The sequence below is a fragment of the Agilicoccus flavus genome, assembly GCF_014857905.1.
In the GTDB taxonomy this organism is placed as follows: Bacteria; Actinomycetota; Actinomycetes; order Actinomycetales; family Dermatophilaceae; genus Agilicoccus; species Agilicoccus flavus.
In genome coordinates this window covers 81,782-95,244 of sequence record NZ_JACYXE010000003.1, presented here as the reverse complement: position 1 = coordinate 95,244, position 13,463 = coordinate 81,782, and the positions used below count along the sequence as shown (strand labels likewise).

18 protein-coding genes and 1 riboswitch are annotated in these 13,463 nt (G+C 74.1%); of the genes, 3 read left to right on the top strand and 15 right to left on the bottom strand.

From position 1 onward, the window contains the following. Window positions 1–29: 29 nt before the first annotated feature. Window positions 30–377 (bottom strand): universal stress protein, encoded by a 348-nt coding sequence (locus tag ICW24_RS06265; protein ID WP_226344863.1) that lies wholly within the window; start codon window positions 375–377, stop codon window positions 30–32. A gap of 306 nt (window positions 378–683) precedes the next feature. On the opposite strand from ICW24_RS06265, the gene ICW24_RS06260 reads away from it, so the two are divergent. The 3 genes from ICW24_RS06260 to ICW24_RS06250 are packed head-to-tail and all read left to right on the top strand — an operon-like array spanning window position 684 to window position 3,752. After that, on the top strand, window positions 684–1,640 hold the full coding sequence (locus ICW24_RS06260) for a tripartite tricarboxylate transporter substrate binding protein (protein WP_226345076.1): 957 nt from the start codon (window positions 684–686) through the stop codon (window positions 1,638–1,640). Further along, complete coding sequence (locus ICW24_RS06255) at window positions 1,637–2,245, top strand: tripartite tricarboxylate transporter TctB family protein (protein WP_226344862.1); 609 nt, start codon at window positions 1,637–1,639, stop codon at window positions 2,243–2,245. Before ICW24_RS06260 ends, ICW24_RS06255 begins: the two co-directional genes overlap by 4 nt. A gap of 1 nt (window position 2,246) precedes the next feature. Further along, window positions 2,247–3,752, top strand: coding sequence for a tripartite tricarboxylate transporter permease (locus ICW24_RS06250; protein WP_226344861.1), 1,506 nt, complete (start codon window positions 2,247–2,249; stop codon window positions 3,750–3,752). Between the two features lie 57 nt (window positions 3,753–3,809). Here ICW24_RS06250 and ICW24_RS06245 read toward each other — a convergent pair whose 3' ends face one another. The 14 genes from ICW24_RS06245 to rpe form a co-directional block, all read right to left on the bottom strand. Further along, entirely contained in the window at window positions 3,810–4,256 is a 447-nt protein-coding gene (locus ICW24_RS06245) for a TA system VapC family ribonuclease toxin (protein WP_226344860.1), read from the bottom strand. Further along, a complete protein-coding gene (locus ICW24_RS06240) occupies window positions 4,246–4,473 on the bottom strand; it encodes a hypothetical protein (protein ID WP_226344859.1) in 228 nt (75 codons plus the stop codon). The genes ICW24_RS06245 and ICW24_RS06240 overlap by 11 nt, the downstream gene beginning before the upstream one ends. Window positions 4,474–4,593: 120 nt before the next feature. Next, window positions 4,594–5,100 carry a PH domain-containing protein gene (locus ICW24_RS19650; protein WP_226344858.1) on the bottom strand — a complete coding sequence of 169 codons (507 nt, stop codon included), beginning with the start codon at window positions 5,098–5,100 and terminating at the stop codon, window positions 4,594–4,596. A gap of 70 nt (window positions 5,101–5,170) precedes the next feature. Next, the gene (gene hisG, locus ICW24_RS06230) at window positions 5,171–6,022 is read right to left on the bottom strand and encodes an ATP phosphoribosyltransferase (RefSeq protein WP_264176317.1); all 852 of its coding nucleotides are present in this window, start codon (window positions 6,020–6,022) and stop codon (window positions 5,171–5,173) included. A 74-nt stretch (window positions 6,023–6,096) separates the two neighbouring features. After that, window positions 6,097–6,360, bottom strand: coding sequence for a phosphoribosyl-ATP diphosphatase (locus ICW24_RS06225; RefSeq protein WP_226344856.1), 264 nt, complete (start codon window positions 6,358–6,360; stop codon window positions 6,097–6,099). 83 nt (window positions 6,361–6,443) lie between these two features. Then, window positions 6,444–6,917: a 6,7-dimethyl-8-ribityllumazine synthase gene (gene ribH, locus ICW24_RS06220; RefSeq protein ID WP_226344855.1), complete on the bottom strand. Its 474-nt coding sequence runs from the start codon at window positions 6,915–6,917 to the stop codon at window positions 6,444–6,446. Continuing rightward, complete coding sequence (gene ribB / locus ICW24_RS06215; protein ID WP_226344854.1) at window positions 6,907–8,262, bottom strand: 3,4-dihydroxy-2-butanone-4-phosphate synthase; 1,356 nt, start codon at window positions 8,260–8,262, stop codon at window positions 6,907–6,909. The genes ribH and ribB overlap by 11 nt, the downstream gene beginning before the upstream one ends. Next, window positions 8,259–8,966, bottom strand: a complete 708-nt coding sequence (pnuC, locus tag ICW24_RS06210; RefSeq protein ID WP_226344853.1) for a nicotinamide riboside transporter PnuC — start codon at window positions 8,964–8,966, stop codon at window positions 8,259–8,261. Before pnuC ends, ribB begins: the two co-directional genes overlap by 4 nt. Then, a complete protein-coding gene (locus ICW24_RS06205) occupies window positions 8,963–9,574 on the bottom strand; it encodes a riboflavin synthase (protein WP_226344852.1) in 612 nt (203 codons plus the stop codon). Before ICW24_RS06205 ends, pnuC begins: the two co-directional genes overlap by 4 nt. Continuing rightward, complete coding sequence (gene ribD, locus ICW24_RS06200) at window positions 9,574–10,698, bottom strand: bifunctional diaminohydroxyphosphoribosylaminopyrimidine deaminase/5-amino-6-(5-phosphoribosylamino)uracil reductase RibD (RefSeq protein ID WP_226344851.1); 1,125 nt, start codon at window positions 10,696–10,698, stop codon at window positions 9,574–9,576. Before ribD ends, ICW24_RS06205 begins: the two co-directional genes overlap by 1 nt. 132 nt (window positions 10,699–10,830) lie before the next feature. After that, window positions 10,831–10,973, bottom strand: a riboswitch (FMN riboswitch). 131 nt (window positions 10,974–11,104) lie between these two features. Beyond that, the gene (locus tag ICW24_RS06195) at window positions 11,105–11,380 is read right to left on the bottom strand and encodes a type II toxin-antitoxin system RelE family toxin (protein ID WP_226344850.1); all 276 of its coding nucleotides are present in this window, start codon (window positions 11,378–11,380) and stop codon (window positions 11,105–11,107) included. Then, entirely contained in the window at window positions 11,377–11,643 is a 267-nt protein-coding gene (locus tag ICW24_RS06190) for a type II toxin-antitoxin system Phd/YefM family antitoxin (protein WP_226344849.1), read from the bottom strand. Before ICW24_RS06190 ends, ICW24_RS06195 begins: the two co-directional genes overlap by 4 nt. Window positions 11,644–11,911: 268 nt before the next feature. Next, a complete protein-coding gene (locus ICW24_RS06185) occupies window positions 11,912–12,661 on the bottom strand; it encodes a 2'-5' RNA ligase family protein (protein ID WP_226344848.1) in 750 nt (249 codons plus the stop codon). A 112-nt stretch (window positions 12,662–12,773) separates the two neighbouring features. Then, entirely contained in the window at window positions 12,774–13,433 is a 660-nt protein-coding gene (gene rpe / locus ICW24_RS06180; RefSeq protein WP_226344847.1) for a ribulose-phosphate 3-epimerase, read from the bottom strand. Window positions 13,434–13,463 lie beyond the last annotated feature (30 nt).

Genomic DNA, 13,463 nt, shown 5'->3' with positions numbered 1-13,463 from the left:
CCGGCGCGGGGGGTTCGGCGTCGGTCGGTTCAGGGCTTGACGGCGATGACGGGGACGCGCGACTCGAGCAGCACCTGCTGGGCCTGGCTGCCGAGGAGCAGCTTGCCGACCGGGCTGCGGTGCCGCACCCCGATGACGACGACGGAGACCGACCCGTCGTTGGCGAGGTCGATGAGCTCGCCGGCCGCGTCGCGGGCCCGGGCATCGGGGCCCACGTGCCGCAGGGCGATCCCGTCCCGCTCGGCCGGCTCGTCGCCGTCGCGGCCGCCCAGGTGGAAGACGAGCACGTCCTCGTCGCGGCGGCGGGCCTCCGCGATCGCGAACTCGAGCGCGGCGGCGCCCTCGGCGGTCGGGGCGGAAGCGAGGAGTACGGACATGCCGGGGCACCTTTCGACGACGGCCGCGGCGCCGGAGAGTCGACGCCGGAGGCCCTGTGATCCAGGTCTCGTACATTACGCTGACGCCACCCCGACCGGCCGACCCCCGTGCCGGCGAATCGAACCCGGCCGTCGTCCGGCGGCGGCCCACCCACGCCGCCGCCGCGGCCACGCGGGCGAGCCCCTCCCCCGAAAGGTGATGACGTGCGCGAGGCACGCGAACCGGCATCGGACCCGGTGTCCGAACCGCCCCCCGGCCACGACCCCGACCGGCCCGCCGCCCGCCCCGGGCGCCGACGGCTCGTCATGGCGATCTACGCGGCGTTCGCGGCGCTCGTCATCGGGGCGGCCGCGTTCTTCTCCGTGACGTCCGCCTCGGGCGGCAGCGACATCCGCGCCAACCTCACGCTCATCGCCCCGGCCGGGCCGGGCGGTGGGTGGGACACGTTCCAGCGCGAGTCCCAGCAGGCCATGCGGGCGAACAAGCTCGTCAACAACGTCCAGGTCGTCAACATCCCCGGCGCCGCCGGCACCATCGCGCTCGGCAAGCTGACGACGATGGGCGGTCAGCCGAACAAGCTCATGGTCTCGGGCACCGGCCTCGTCGCCGGCGTCGCCCAGCTCGACGCGCCCGTCGACCACGGCGACGCCACGCCCATCGCGCGCGTCGTCGAGGAGTACGACGTCGTCGTCGTCAAGGCCGACTCCCCCTACCGGACCCTCGACGACCTCGTCACCGCGTGGAAGCAGGACCCCGCCAAGGTGTCGTGGACCGGCGGCGGGACCTTCGACCAGCTCGTCTCCACCGACCTCGCGCTCAAGGCGGGCATCGACCCCGGCGCGCTGACCTACATCCCGAAGTCCGGTGGCGGCGAGGCGACCACCGCCCTGCTCAACGGGACCGCCGTCGCGGCCACGTCGGGGTACATGGACATGGCCGACCAGATCGAGGCCGGGCGTCTCCGGGCCCTCGGCCTCGCGGCCCCGCAGCGCCTGCCCGGCGTCGACATCCCCACGCTCACCGAGCAGGGGTATGAGACGACCCTCGCGAACTGGCGGATGGTCGTCGCCCCGCCCGGCATCACCGCGAAGCAGAAGTCCGACATCGTCGACCTCGTCACCGCGACCGTCGCCACCCCGGAGTGGAAGAGCGCCCAGCAACGCAACCGGTGGACCCCCGTCTTCCTCACCGGCCCCGAGCTCGACTCCTGGCTCGCGCAGGAGGAGAAGCGGATCGCCGCCCTCGTCGAGGAGCTGAAGTGAGCACGTCGAGCACGCCCGAGCCGCACGGGCCCACCGCAGGGGGGACCGGCGACCAGGACCCCGCCCGCGCGTCGGACCGGCCCCCGTCGGGGTCACAGACCCCGGGCCGATGGGGGTTCTTCACCGGGCGCAGCGGGCTGGTCATCCCGCTGCTGCTCGCCGCGTTCGCGACCTACCTCGTCGTCGGGAACCTGACGATGTCGATCCCCAAGGGCGCCGACTTCCCCGGTCCCACGTTCTTCCCGTGGTTCCTCGCCGCGGTGGCCTACGTCCTCGCCGCCCTGCTCGTCGTGCACTACCTGCGCCACCCCGAGGTCCCCGCCGAGACCTCCGGCCGCACGTACACCACCTTCAGCGACTGGCGCGCGATCGCCTGGTGCGTCGGCGGGTTCGCCGCGTTCGCCGTCCTGCTCGAGGTCCTCGGCTGGGTCCTCGCGGCCGGTCTCCTCTTCTGGTGCGTCGCGCGCGGCATCGGCAGCCGACGTGCGGTCTTCGACCTCGTCCTCGGCCTCGTCGTGTCGAGCCTCATCTACCTGACGTTCGGCATCGGCCTCGGGCTGCCGCTGCCGTCGGGCGTCTTCGGACTGTTCGCCGGAGGGAACTGACATGGACCAACTCATCGCCCTCTTCGGCGGCTTCGGGGGCGCCCTGTCGCCGATGAACCTGCTGTGGGTCGTCGTCGGCTGTCTGCTCGGCACCGCCGTCGGGGTCGTCCCCGGCCTCGGGTCGTCGATGGCCGTCGCCCTCCTGCTGCCCCTGACGTTCGCCCTCGACCCCACGGGCGCGTTCATCATGTTCGCCGGCGTGTACTTCGGCGGGCTGTTCGGCGACTCGACCATGGCCATCCTCATGAACACCCCGGGCCAGGGCTCGGCGATCGCGTCGACGTTCGAGGGCCACGCCATGGCCAAGAGCGGGCGAGCCCCCCAGGCGTTGGCGACGGCCGCCATCGGCGCCTTCGTCGGCGGCATGATCGCCTCGACCGTCGTCGTCTTCCTCGCCCCCAAGCTCGCCGACCTCTCCGCGGAGTTCGGCCCGGCCGAATACCTGGCCCTCGCGCTCTTCGCCTTCGTGGCCACGAGCTCGATCGTCGCCGACTCCGCCGTCAAGGGCCTCGCCTCCCTCGTCCTCGGCCTCGGCATCGCCTGCGTGGGCATCGACTCCTTCACCGGCACCGAGCGGTTCACGATGGGCGTGCCGGAGATGTTCGACGGCATCTCCATCGTCACGGTGACGGTCGCGATCCTCGCCCTCGGCGAGGTCTTCCACGTCGCCGCGCGCATCCGCCGCGACCCGGAGGGGCACGAGATGCGACTCTCGGGGCGGCCGTTCCTGTCCCGGGCGGAGTTCCGCGAGGCCCTCCCGGCGTGGTTGCGCGGCACGGCGATCGGCCTGCCGTTCGGGATCATCCCGGTCGGCGGCAGCGAGGTGCCCACCTTCATGGCCTACGACGTCGAGCGCCGCCTCGACCGCCGCCGCCCGGACCCGCAGTTCGGCCGGGGCGCGATCCGGGGCCTCGCCGGCCCGGAGGCGGCGGGCAACTCGACGACGGGCATGGCCATGGGCGCGCTGCTCGCGCTCGGGCTCCCCGTGTCGAGCACCGCGGCGATCATGCTCGCCGCGTTCCAGCAGTACGGCCTCCAGCCGGGGCCGCTGCTGTTCACCCGCGCCGCGGACCTCGTGTGGGCGCTGCTCGCGAGCTTCTTCATCGCGATGATCGTGCTCCTCGCGCTCAACCTGCCGTTCGCGTCGCTGTGGGCGAAGCTGCTGCTCATCCCGCGGCCGTACCTGTACGCCGGGATCATGGTGTTCTGCGGGCTCGGCGTGTACGCGACGGCGGGCCAGCCGTTCGACCTGTTCCTGCTGCTCGGGCTCGCCCTCGTCGGGTTCGCCATGCGCCGCCACGACGTGCCGCTGGCCCCGCTCATGATCGGCCTCGTCCTCGGGCCGCTGTTCGAGACGTCGCTGCGCGACGGGCTGCTGTCCTCCGACGGCGACTACGGCGTGTTCGTGGCCCACCCGATCCCGGTGATCATCTACCTCGGCCTGCTCGTCGTCCTCGCGTTCGTCGTGCGCGCCAAGCTGCGCGCCCGGGCGAGCCACGACCTCTGAGCCGGCGAACGCGGGAGCCGGCGCCTGTGACGGCGAGGCAGAATCAGCCGTTCGCGGTCAGGGCGACCACAGGTCGACGTGGTGGTGATCGGCCGGGGCCAGAGAACTGACAAGGCCCGTGTCGAAGGTGGCCAGGCGTTGGCCGTGTCTCGCCGCCAGGTCGACCAGATGCATATCGGTCACCTGACGCCGGCCGATCATCACGCGCACGTCGACGACGGCGGAGTCGAACGACGCGTCGTCGTCGAGCCAGGCCCAGCCCGGGAGCGAACGAACGTCACGCAGCGCCCCAAGGGCCTCCGGCGTCGACACCTTCCGTCCGACGACCGCCGGGGTGAGCAGGAGCCGCACCAGGCCGGACTCTGTCACGGCCGTCGTCGCGAAGGCCGTCGCGACCGCGCGGAATTGCCGCCGAGCGGCCTCGTGGTGGAGGTGCCGGTCCCAGATGAGCGCGAGGAGCACGTTGACGTCCAGGAGACGTCGAACCGGGGTCTCAGTCGTCATCGCGGTACGACGCGACCAGTTCGTCGGTCACGACATGTCCGGGAACTCCGTGAAGAATCGGGAACTCGTTCGATGACGATTCCGACGGTCGACTCTGCGGACTCAGCGAGGCCAACGCCAGCTCGGACACTGCGCGCCCGAGCGAGATGCCTTCTGCGCGCGCCTTGGCTCGCGCAGCACTCAGCACCACCTCGTCCAGATCAAGGGTCGTTCGCATGAGCGCATCATAACATCGACGCATCAGCATGCCGGTGCTCCAACTCCGGCGTCCCCGGGGACATCGGCAGCACGACGTCTCGCCCTCCCTCGAACGACGTCCTCGGGCAGGACACCTACGTCAGGTCGACGCGACGTCGACCTCGGGCGGGTCGCCCGGCCCGGAGTGGTAGCGCAGGAGGGCGGCGAGGCGGGCCGCGTTGGCCCGGCCCCGGGCCCCGTCCGCCTTCTGGATCGCCATGACGGCGACGACGTCGGTGTCGGCCAGGTCGAGGGTCACCCACGGTGCGCCGCGCCCGAACTGCATCCGCAGGATCTCGGCCCACTCGAGGCGCCGCGTCGTGAGCAGGTTGCGGACGACGAGTCCGACGGGTGAGGGGCGGGCCTCGATGAGGCCGTAGCGGAGCAGCAGGGCGGACGCCGCGAGGCCGAGGAGGAAGAGGAACCCGCGGTCGAGCGGCGTCCACTGCTCCCCCGGGATGGTCAGGGCGCCGGCGGCGGCGACCGCGAGGACCGCCACCGACGACACGAGCGGCACCACCCGACCCCACCCGGGTCGGAACGGGGCGTACGGGTCGGCCGGGCGCGCCCGCCTCGCGGGCGGCGGGGAGTCGTCGTGCGGGCTCACCCGACCACCCTCCCACGGCGGCCGGGCCCCCTGCCGGTCCGGGCGTCCGCGCCCGGGCCGGCCGGTGCGGTCACAGCCGGCAGGCGGAGATGTCGGTGACGAGGATGCCGCGCGCGCCCAGGGCGTACAGGCGGTCCATGACCCGGTTCATCCCGCTGCGCGGCACCATGGCGCGCACGGCGGCGAAGTCCGTGTCGTGCAGGGGCGAGACCGTCGGCGACTCGATGCCCGGGGTGAGCGCGCACGCGTCCTCGACGAGCTCGGTGCGGATGTCGTAGTCCATGAGCACGTACGTGCGGGCGGTGACGACGCCCCCGAGGCGGCGGGCGACCACCTCGAGCGCCTGCTCCGTGCGGGGATCCCCCGCGCCGTTCCGCGAGATGAGGACGGCCTCGGAGCGCAGGATCGGGTCGCCGAACGTGACGAGGCCCTGGTTGCGCAGCGTCGTCCCGGTCTCGACGACGTCGGCGATCGCGTCGGCGACGCCGAGCGTGATGGCCGTCTCGACGGCCCCGTCGAGCCGGACGACGTCGGCGGACACGCCGTGCTCGGCGAGGTGCGCGCGGACCAGGCCGTCGTAGGAGGTGGCGATGCGTCGCCCGTCGAGGTGGGCGACGCCGTCGGCGACCCCGGGCGGGCCGGCGAAGCGGAACGTCGACCGCGCGAAGCCGAGGCCCATGACCTCGATCGCCTCGCTGCCGGAGTCGAGGAGCAGGTCGCGGCCGGTGATGCCCGCGTGCAGGGTGCCGGACCCGACGTAGACGGCGATGTCGCGCGGGCGCAGATAGAAGAACTCGATGCCGTTGGCGGCGTCGGTGACGACGAGTTCCTTGCTGTCGCGGCGCACCGCGTACCCGGACTCGCGCAGCATCGTCACGGCGGCGTCGGACAGCGAGCCCTTGTTGGGGACGGCGATGCGCAGCGTGGGGCCGTCGGGGTCCGGGGCCGTGGAGGGCAGGCCGGTGGTGTCGGTGGGAGTGCTCACGGGGCGGTCCTTCAGAGGTGGGTGTAGACGTCGTCGGGGGTCAGGCCGCGGTCGACCATGAGCACGGTGAGGTGGTACAGCAGCTGGCTGATCTCCTCGGCGGTGCGCTCGCGCCCCTCGTGCTCGGCTGCCATCCACACCTCGGCCGCCTCCTCGACGATCTTCTTCCCGATGGTGTGCACGCCGCCGTCGAGCTCGGTGACCGTGCGCGAGCCGGCGGGGCGCGTGTGCGCCTTCTCGGCGACCTCGGCGTACATGGCGTCAAACGTCTTCACGTCCGCCCACCCTAGACGCCGCGCGCGGACCACCGGCGCGCCGTCTCACGCGCGGGGTCCGACGCGAGGCGTCCGGCGCCGGGTCAGGCGCGCCCGACGTCCCGCAGCGCGACGGCGGTGCTCACGGCGGCCATGGCGGCCTCGTACCCCTTGGACTCGTGCCCGCCCGATAGTCCCGCGCGGTCGCGGGCCTGGACGAAGTTGTCGCACGTGAGGACGCCGAACCCGATCGGGGTGCGGCAGTCGACCGAGACCCGGGTCAGGCCCGAGGTGACCGCGTCGCACACGTACTCGAAGTGCGGTGTGCCGCCGCGGATGACGACCCCGAGCGCGACGATGACGTCGAACCGGTCGGCGAGCGTCGCCGCCGCCACGGGCAGCTCGAAGCTGCCGGGGACGCGCACGAGGACCGGCTCGTCGGTGCCGGCCTCCCCCAGCGCCTTCTGCGCGCCCGCGACGAGCCCGTCCATGAGCTCCTCGTGCCAGCGCGCCGCGACGATCGCGACCGACAGGCCCGACCCGTCGGCCTCGACCTGCGGCGATCCCTCACCGGACATGGCTGATCCTCTCGTCGTGGGCCCACGCGGGCCCGTTCTGGTCCTGCGTGATCTGCGTGTCGTACGTCGCGTCCACGATGCCGGGAGCGGCGCCCGCCGCGGCGTCGGCGCGCCGTTGGGAGGGCACGTCGTGGCCCAACCGCTCGTGCTTGGCGCGCAGGTAGGCGACGTTGTCGGGGGTGGGCAGGGTGTCCACGGCGGTCCTGCCGTCGACGCGGATCCCGGCCTCGGCCAGCGCCGCGGCCTTGGCCGGGTTGCCGGTGAGCAGGTGCACCGCCTCGACGCCGAGGTCGTGCAGGATCGCGCCGGCCGCCACGTACTCGCGCCCGTCGACCGGGAGGCCGAGGTCGAGCTGGGCGTCGACGGTGTCGCGCCCCGCGTCCTGGCGGGCGTACGCGGCGAGCTTGGCGGCGAGACCGACCCCGCGGCCCTCGTGCCCCCGCAGGTAGACGAGGACGCCGCCGTGCGCCGCGATCCGCGACAGCGACGCCTCCAGCTGCGGCCCGCAGTCGCAGCGCAGCGAGCCGAACCCGTCGCCGGTCAGGCACTCCGAGTGCACCCGCACGAGGGTGGGCGCGCCCGGCGCAGGCGGGTCCGCGACGAGCGCCACGTGCTCGGCGCCGGTGAGCAGGTCGCGGTAGCCGTGCGCCCGGAAGCGCCCGTGCACGGTGGGGATGCTCGTCACGGCACCCGCCTGCACCCGGTCGTGCCGCGCCCGCCACGCCGCGAGGTCGGCGATCGTGATGACGGGGTACCCGTGCTCGGCCCCGAGGGCGAGCACCTGCGGGGTCCGCATCATCGTGCCGTCGTCGTTCACGAGCTCCGCGATGGCGCCGACCGGCGGTAGCCCGGCCAGGCGCGTGAGGTCGACGGTCGCCTCGGTGTGGCCGCGGCGCTCCAGCACCCCGCCCGGGCGCGCCCGCAGCGGTACGACGTGGCCGGGCCGGATGAGATCGGCCGGACTCGTCGCCGGGTCGGCGAGGAGGCGGATGGTCCGGGCGCGGTCCGCGGCGCTGATGCCGGTGGTCACGCCCCGGGCCGCGTCGACGGTCACCGTGTACGCCGTCCGGAGCGGATCGGCGTTGTCGGCGACCATGAGCGGCAGGTCGAGCTCGTCGGCCCGCTCCGCCGGCATCGGCGCGCACAGGTAGCCGGAGGTGTGCCGGATCGTCCAGGCCGCCGCCCGCTCGGTCAGGGTGGCGGCGGCGAGGACGACGTCGCCCTCGTTCTCCCGGTCCGTGTCGTCGAGGACGAGCACGGGGTCGCCGGCCCGCAGCGCCGCCAGCGCGTCCTCGATGCGTGCGAACGGCGGCGCGCCCGCCTCAGGCCGCTCGCCCCCGCTCATACCGGCGCCCCCTCGCGCTGCGCGGCGGGACCGCGCTCGCGATGGGTCGCCCGCACCCAGACGACGAACCCGTAGAGCACGAGCAGGGAGTAGACGGCGTAGAGGACGGCGCTCGGGTAGTACTCGCTGTGCCACAGTAGGGGCACGCCCACGAGGTCGACGGCGATCCACGCGAGCCAGAAGTCGTTCCAGCCGCGCGCCATCGCGTACGTCGCGACGATGGAGCCGATGAAGATCCACGCGTCGGTCCAGTGGTACCAGCGCGGCGCCGGCCACGTCGCGCCGACGGACGCGAAGATCCACTGCGCGAGGACGACCCCGCCCACCCAGAAGGCGAGGTAGCCGAGGCGCTCGGCGCCGGTCGCCCACCGCGGCGTGATGGCGGGGGCGTCGTCGGCGCGGGCGGCCTGCGACCGGCGCCACGTCCACCAGCCGTACACGCTCGTGACGATGAAGAAGATCTGCCGGGCGGCCTGGCCGTACAGAGGGTGGCGGCCGTCGTCGACGGACAGGGCCATGCCGAAGAAGACGGTGAAGAGGATGACGTTGCCGACGATCCCCACCGGCCACGCCCACACGCGGCGGCGCAACCCGCCGACCGCGGAGGCGAACCCGAAGCCGTTGCCGATGATCTCCCGCCACAGCAGCGGGTACCCGGCGATGTCCACCTTCGCGTCGTACAGGGTCGTGAGCCAGTCGCTCATGAGGGGGCCTTTCCGTTCGTGGCGAGCATGTTCTCGACGTACTTGGCGAGGACGTCGACCTCGAGGTTGACGCGGGCCCCCACACCGGCGGAGCCGAGCGTCGTCGCGGCGAGCGTCGTGGGGATGAGGCCGACCGAGAAGGAGTCGTCGTCGAGCGCGCTCACCGTGAGCGACGTGCCGTCGACGCAGATCGAGCCCTTCTCGACGACGTAACGCCGCAGACCGGCGGGCAGGGCGATCGTCACGACCTCCCAGCGGTAGCCGGGCTCGCGACGCAGGATCGTGCCGGTGCCGTCGACGTGCCCCTGGACGACGTGCCCGCCGAACCGGCGGTCGGCGCGCATGGCCCGTTCGAGGTTGACGGGGTCGCCCGGGGCGAGGTCGCCCAGGCTCGAGCGGTTCAGCGTCTCGGCCATGACGTCGACGGCGAACGTGCCGGCGTCCGCGTCGGCTCCGGTCACGGTGAGGCAGACGCCGTTGACGGCGATGGACGAGCCGATCGCGGCGTCCGAGACGGCCAGCGGGCCGCGCACACGCAGGACGGCCGAGTCGGTGCCGGGGTCGATGGCCTCGACCCGGCCGAGTTCTTCGACGATGCCGGTGAACATCAGGTGTCTTCCTTCTCGGGTGGGGTCCCCGCGGCGGGGCGGCGCGGGGTGAGGGTGAGGCGGACGTCGTCCCCGAGGCGGGTCACGTCGTGCAGGTCGAGGCGCCACGCGTCGCCGATGGTGCCGACGCCCAGGTCGCCGAGCCCGCCGGGGCCGGAGCCGAGGAACGCGGGGGCGACGTAGGCGACGACCTCGTCGACGAAGCCGGCCCGGGCGAACGCCGCCGCGAGGGTGGCGCCCCCCTCGAGCAGGACGTGGCGGATCTCGCGGGCGTGCAGGTCCGCGAGCAGGGCGGGCAGGTCCCGGTCCGTGCGGATCAGGGTGGGGGCGCGGCCGTCGAGGAGCCGCGCGTCGGCGGGCAGGGGGCGCTCGCCGACGACGACCCGCAGCGGCGGGACGTCCGGCGGGCGGCGGACGGGGGCGGGCCCGCGAGCCGCCGTGGGCGCGGCGGGAGACGTGCGGACGTCGAGGGCGGGGTCGTCGGCGAGAGCCGTCCCCGTCCCGACGACGATCGCCCCGCACCGCGCGCGCAGCGCGTGCACATCGGCGCGCGCAGCCGGCCCGGTGATCCACCGGCTGCTCCCGTCGGCGGCGGCGATGCGGCCGTCGAGGGTCGTCGCCGTCTTCCACGTGACGAAGGGCCGGCCGGTGGCGATCGCGTGGGTCCACGCGCGGTTGAGCGCGTGGGCCGGGGGGCCCGCGACGGCGTCGACCTCGACGAGCACGCCGCGGCGGGCCAGTTCGCGGGCGCCGCCGCCGGACGCGGCGCCCGGGTCGGCCTGGGCGTACACGACCCGCCCCGGTCCGGCCGCCGCGAGGGCGAGCGCGCAGGGGCCGGTGCGCCCGGTGTGGTTGCAGGGTTCGAGCGTGACGAACACGGTGCCGCCGCGCACGTCGGCGCCCCGGGCGGCCGCGTCGGCGAGGGCGACGGCCTCCGCGTGCGGCGTGCCCGCCCCGGCGTGGTGCCCCGCCCCGGCGAGGGCCCCGTCGCGGTCGAGGACGACGCAGCCGACGCGGGGGTTCGGGTCGGCGATCGGGCCGCGCTCCGCGAGCTCGAGGGCGAGGGCCATCGCGGCGCGGTCGCCGGGGCGCGCGGCGTCGGCGAGGTGGGGCTGGGTGGCCACGCGTTCCTCCGTCCGTCCGGGTCCGAGCATCGGACTCCGGGGACGCGTGCGGGACGCGGACATCGACGAGGCATCGCGGCGCGACGCGTCGTCGGCGAGGTGGACGCGCCCGAGGGCACGACCACGACTCGCGCGTGCTGCCTCCCATCCGGACTTTCACCGTCGGTCCTGGAGTTCCACCAGGTCAACCGCCACGCTCGGCCCCGAGGGGCCGCGCCTGTGCGGGTCGCGGACTGTCACCGCCGGCTCGGACTTTCACCGACCCCGGAGCACGTGGCCCCAAGTATGCCACCGGCGGCGCACGGGGCCGCGGGCGCGGTGCCGGAGTGGCACAGGCGCGCGTCGTCCGGCCGGCCGCGTCGAACGATCGTGCGTGTTCTCCCGACGAGGCAACGAGCTGGTGGGCTCAGTGCCGGCCGTAGGCATCGCGGCGGTGTTCGATGCGGAGCACGACGACCTCGCGGTCCTGCTCGTTGATCCGGTACAGGATCCGATAGGTGCCACGCCGCGCAGAGTGGATCCCGGTGAGCTCGCCGGTGAGGGCTTTCCCGACTCGCCGGGGGTTGTCGATGAGCGCCCCCGTGAGGAACTCGACCACTGCTGCGGCGACAGCCTCCGGCAGGCAGCTCTGGATGGCTCGAGATGCCGGTGGGGCGAGGACGAGCTCGACGGGCTGCGTCACCGGAGCAGCGCGCGCACGGCATCGGCTCCGCGGACGACATTGCCTTCCTGGTAAGCCAGGTCGGCTTCGCGGATGTCGGCCAGCGCCGCGGGATCGCTGAGCACGGCCACGGTCTCCTCGAGCTCGGCGAGGTCCTCTGGGCTGAGGATGACGGCGGCAGCCTTGCCGTTGCGGGTCACGGTCACTCGCTCGTGCTCGCGCTGCACTCGGTCGACCACGTCGCTGAAGTGATCGCGGACCTCACGCAAAGACTCGATGCTCATGACCACAATTGTGGCGCTCAGCGGGACAGGGGTCAAACCCCACACCCGACGAGTGGGGGCGCTCCAGGACCGGGTCTGGAAGGACCAGCTCCGACGTCTGGCGAGAGGTGGCGGGTGATGTGCGAGAGCCGAGGGGTTCTCGGACGCGGGCTCTTCCATCGACCTGACCCGACCCCCGTGGCAGCGCCGCCCCACCGCACCGGGGCAGCGTCGACCGCGTCGTCGCGTCAGCGGCCGCGCAGCGAACCGCCCGAGGGGGCTCGGTCGGTCAGGCGTCCTCGCCGACCCGTCGGGGCCGGGACTCGGGCTCCGGGTCGCGCGCCCACCACCGCCCGCCCCGGCCGTCGTCGAGGGCGTAGGTCGCGAGCGTGTCGTGGCGGGGGTGACCGCCCCGCCCCGCCCCGAGGTGGGAGGCGACCAGGGCGACCTCCGGCGCCGACCACGACGGTCCGGCGTACGTGTCGAGAATCCGCAGCCACCGGGTCGCCTCGACCGGGGCGCGCCAGCGGCCGAGGGTGACGTGCGGGGTGAGGTCCCCTCCGGCGACGGCGATCCCGTGCCCCGCGAGGGCGTGGCGCACGCGGGTGGCGAGCGTCACCAGTGTCGGGGCGGCGTCGGCCGGCCCAGCGACGGGCCGGGCCACCTGGACCGTCGGGTCGCCCGCCGGCGGCGGACCCGACGGGCCGGCGGGGTCGACCGGCTCACCAATGCCGCTTGCGGCGTGTGCGTCCTCGCGCACCCCGGCCCACAGCACCCGAGCCCGGGTGACGTCGGGGAACGCCCCGCCCCCGGCGATCGACAGCCGCGGCGCACGCACCGCGTCGCACACCTCCCGCAGGGTTTCGTCGGCGGCGTCGAGGCGGTGCTGCGCCGCGTCGGCCGCGAAGGCGAGCGTCACGTGGGCCTGGTCGTCGGCGGCCCAGCGCGGCGCGCCCGGGGCGTCGAGGCGGGGCTCGAGGAACTCCCGAAGGTCCTCCAAGGCCTCCGGCGGGGGCAGGATCGCAGCGAAGACACGCATCGCAGCATTGTCGCCCGGACCACCGCCGCGCGGGCCGCTCGCACCCGGGACGTCCCCGTCTCGGACCGGGATCGCCCGCGTTCTGCCCGCCGGGGCGTCGCGCGCGGCTTCCTCAGACGTGCCGGTGGGCGGCGGCGAGGGCGCGCAGGCGCGCGACGTTCTCGGCCGCGCCCTCGGCGTTGTAGACGGCGGACCCGGCGACGAAGACGTCGGCGCCGGCCTGCGCGCACTGCTCGATCGTCGAGGCGGACACGCCGCCGTCGACCTGGATCCAGATGTCGCCGCCGTGACGGCGCACGGCCTCCCGGACCTGCGTCACCTTCGGCATCATGTCGGCCATGAACGACTGGCCGCCGAATCCGGGCTCGACGGTCATGACGAGCACCATGTCGACCTCGCGCAGCAGCTCCTCGTAGGGCGCGAAGTCGGTCCCGGGCTTGATCGCCATGCTCGCCCGGGCGCCCTGGGCGCGGATGTCGCGGGCGGTCCGCACCGGATCGGCGGCGGCCTCGACGTGGAACGTCACGCTCTTCGCGCCCGCCTCCGCGTACGGCGGGGCCCAGCGGTCGGGGTCGTCGATCATCAGGTGGCAGTCGAGCGGGATCGGGGTGACCCGCAGCAGGGACTCGACGACCGGCAGCCCGAGGGTCAGGTTGGGGACGAAGTGGTTGTCCATGACGTCGACGTGTGCCCAGTCGGCGGTCGAGATGGCCTCGAGCTCGCGCTGGAGGTTGGCGAAGTCCGCGGACAGGATGCTCGGCGAGATCTGCACCCGCCCACCCTATCCACGGGCCACCGGGCC

Excerpts from the sequence above, each read along its gene's own strand:
- ICW24_RS06265 (WP_226344863.1), bottom strand. The coding sequence starts at position 377 with ATGTCCGTACTCCTCGCTTCCGCCCCGACCGCCGAGGGCGCCGCCGCG.
- ICW24_RS06260 (WP_226345076.1), top strand. The coding sequence starts at position 684 with ATGGCGATCTACGCGGCGTTCGCGGCGCTCGTCATCGGGGCGGCCGCG.
- ICW24_RS06250 (WP_226344861.1), top strand. The coding sequence starts at position 2,247 with ATGGACCAACTCATCGCCCTCTTCGGCGGCTTCGGGGGCGCCCTGTCG.
- ICW24_RS06245 (WP_226344860.1), bottom strand. The coding sequence starts at position 4,256 with ATGACGACTGAGACCCCGGTTCGACGTCTCCTGGACGTCAACGTGCTC.
- ICW24_RS06240 (WP_226344859.1), bottom strand. The coding sequence starts at position 4,473 with ATGCGAACGACCCTTGATCTGGACGAGGTGGTGCTGAGTGCTGCGCGA.
- ribH (WP_226344855.1), bottom strand. The coding sequence starts at position 6,917 with ATGTCCGGTGAGGGATCGCCGCAGGTCGAGGCCGACGGGTCGGGCCTG.
- ribB (WP_226344854.1), bottom strand. The coding sequence starts at position 8,262 with ATGAGCGGGGGCGAGCGGCCTGAGGCGGGCGCGCCGCCGTTCGCACGC.
- pnuC (WP_226344853.1), bottom strand. The coding sequence starts at position 8,966 with ATGAGCGACTGGCTCACGACCCTGTACGACGCGAAGGTGGACATCGCC.
- ICW24_RS06205 (WP_226344852.1), bottom strand. The coding sequence starts at position 9,574 with ATGTTCACCGGCATCGTCGAAGAACTCGGCCGGGTCGAGGCCATCGAC.
- ICW24_RS06190 (WP_226344849.1), bottom strand. The coding sequence starts at position 11,643 with ATGAGCATCGAGTCTTTGCGTGAGGTCCGCGATCACTTCAGCGACGTG.
- ICW24_RS06185 (WP_226344848.1), bottom strand. The coding sequence starts at position 12,661 with ATGCGTGTCTTCGCTGCGATCCTGCCCCCGCCGGAGGCCTTGGAGGAC.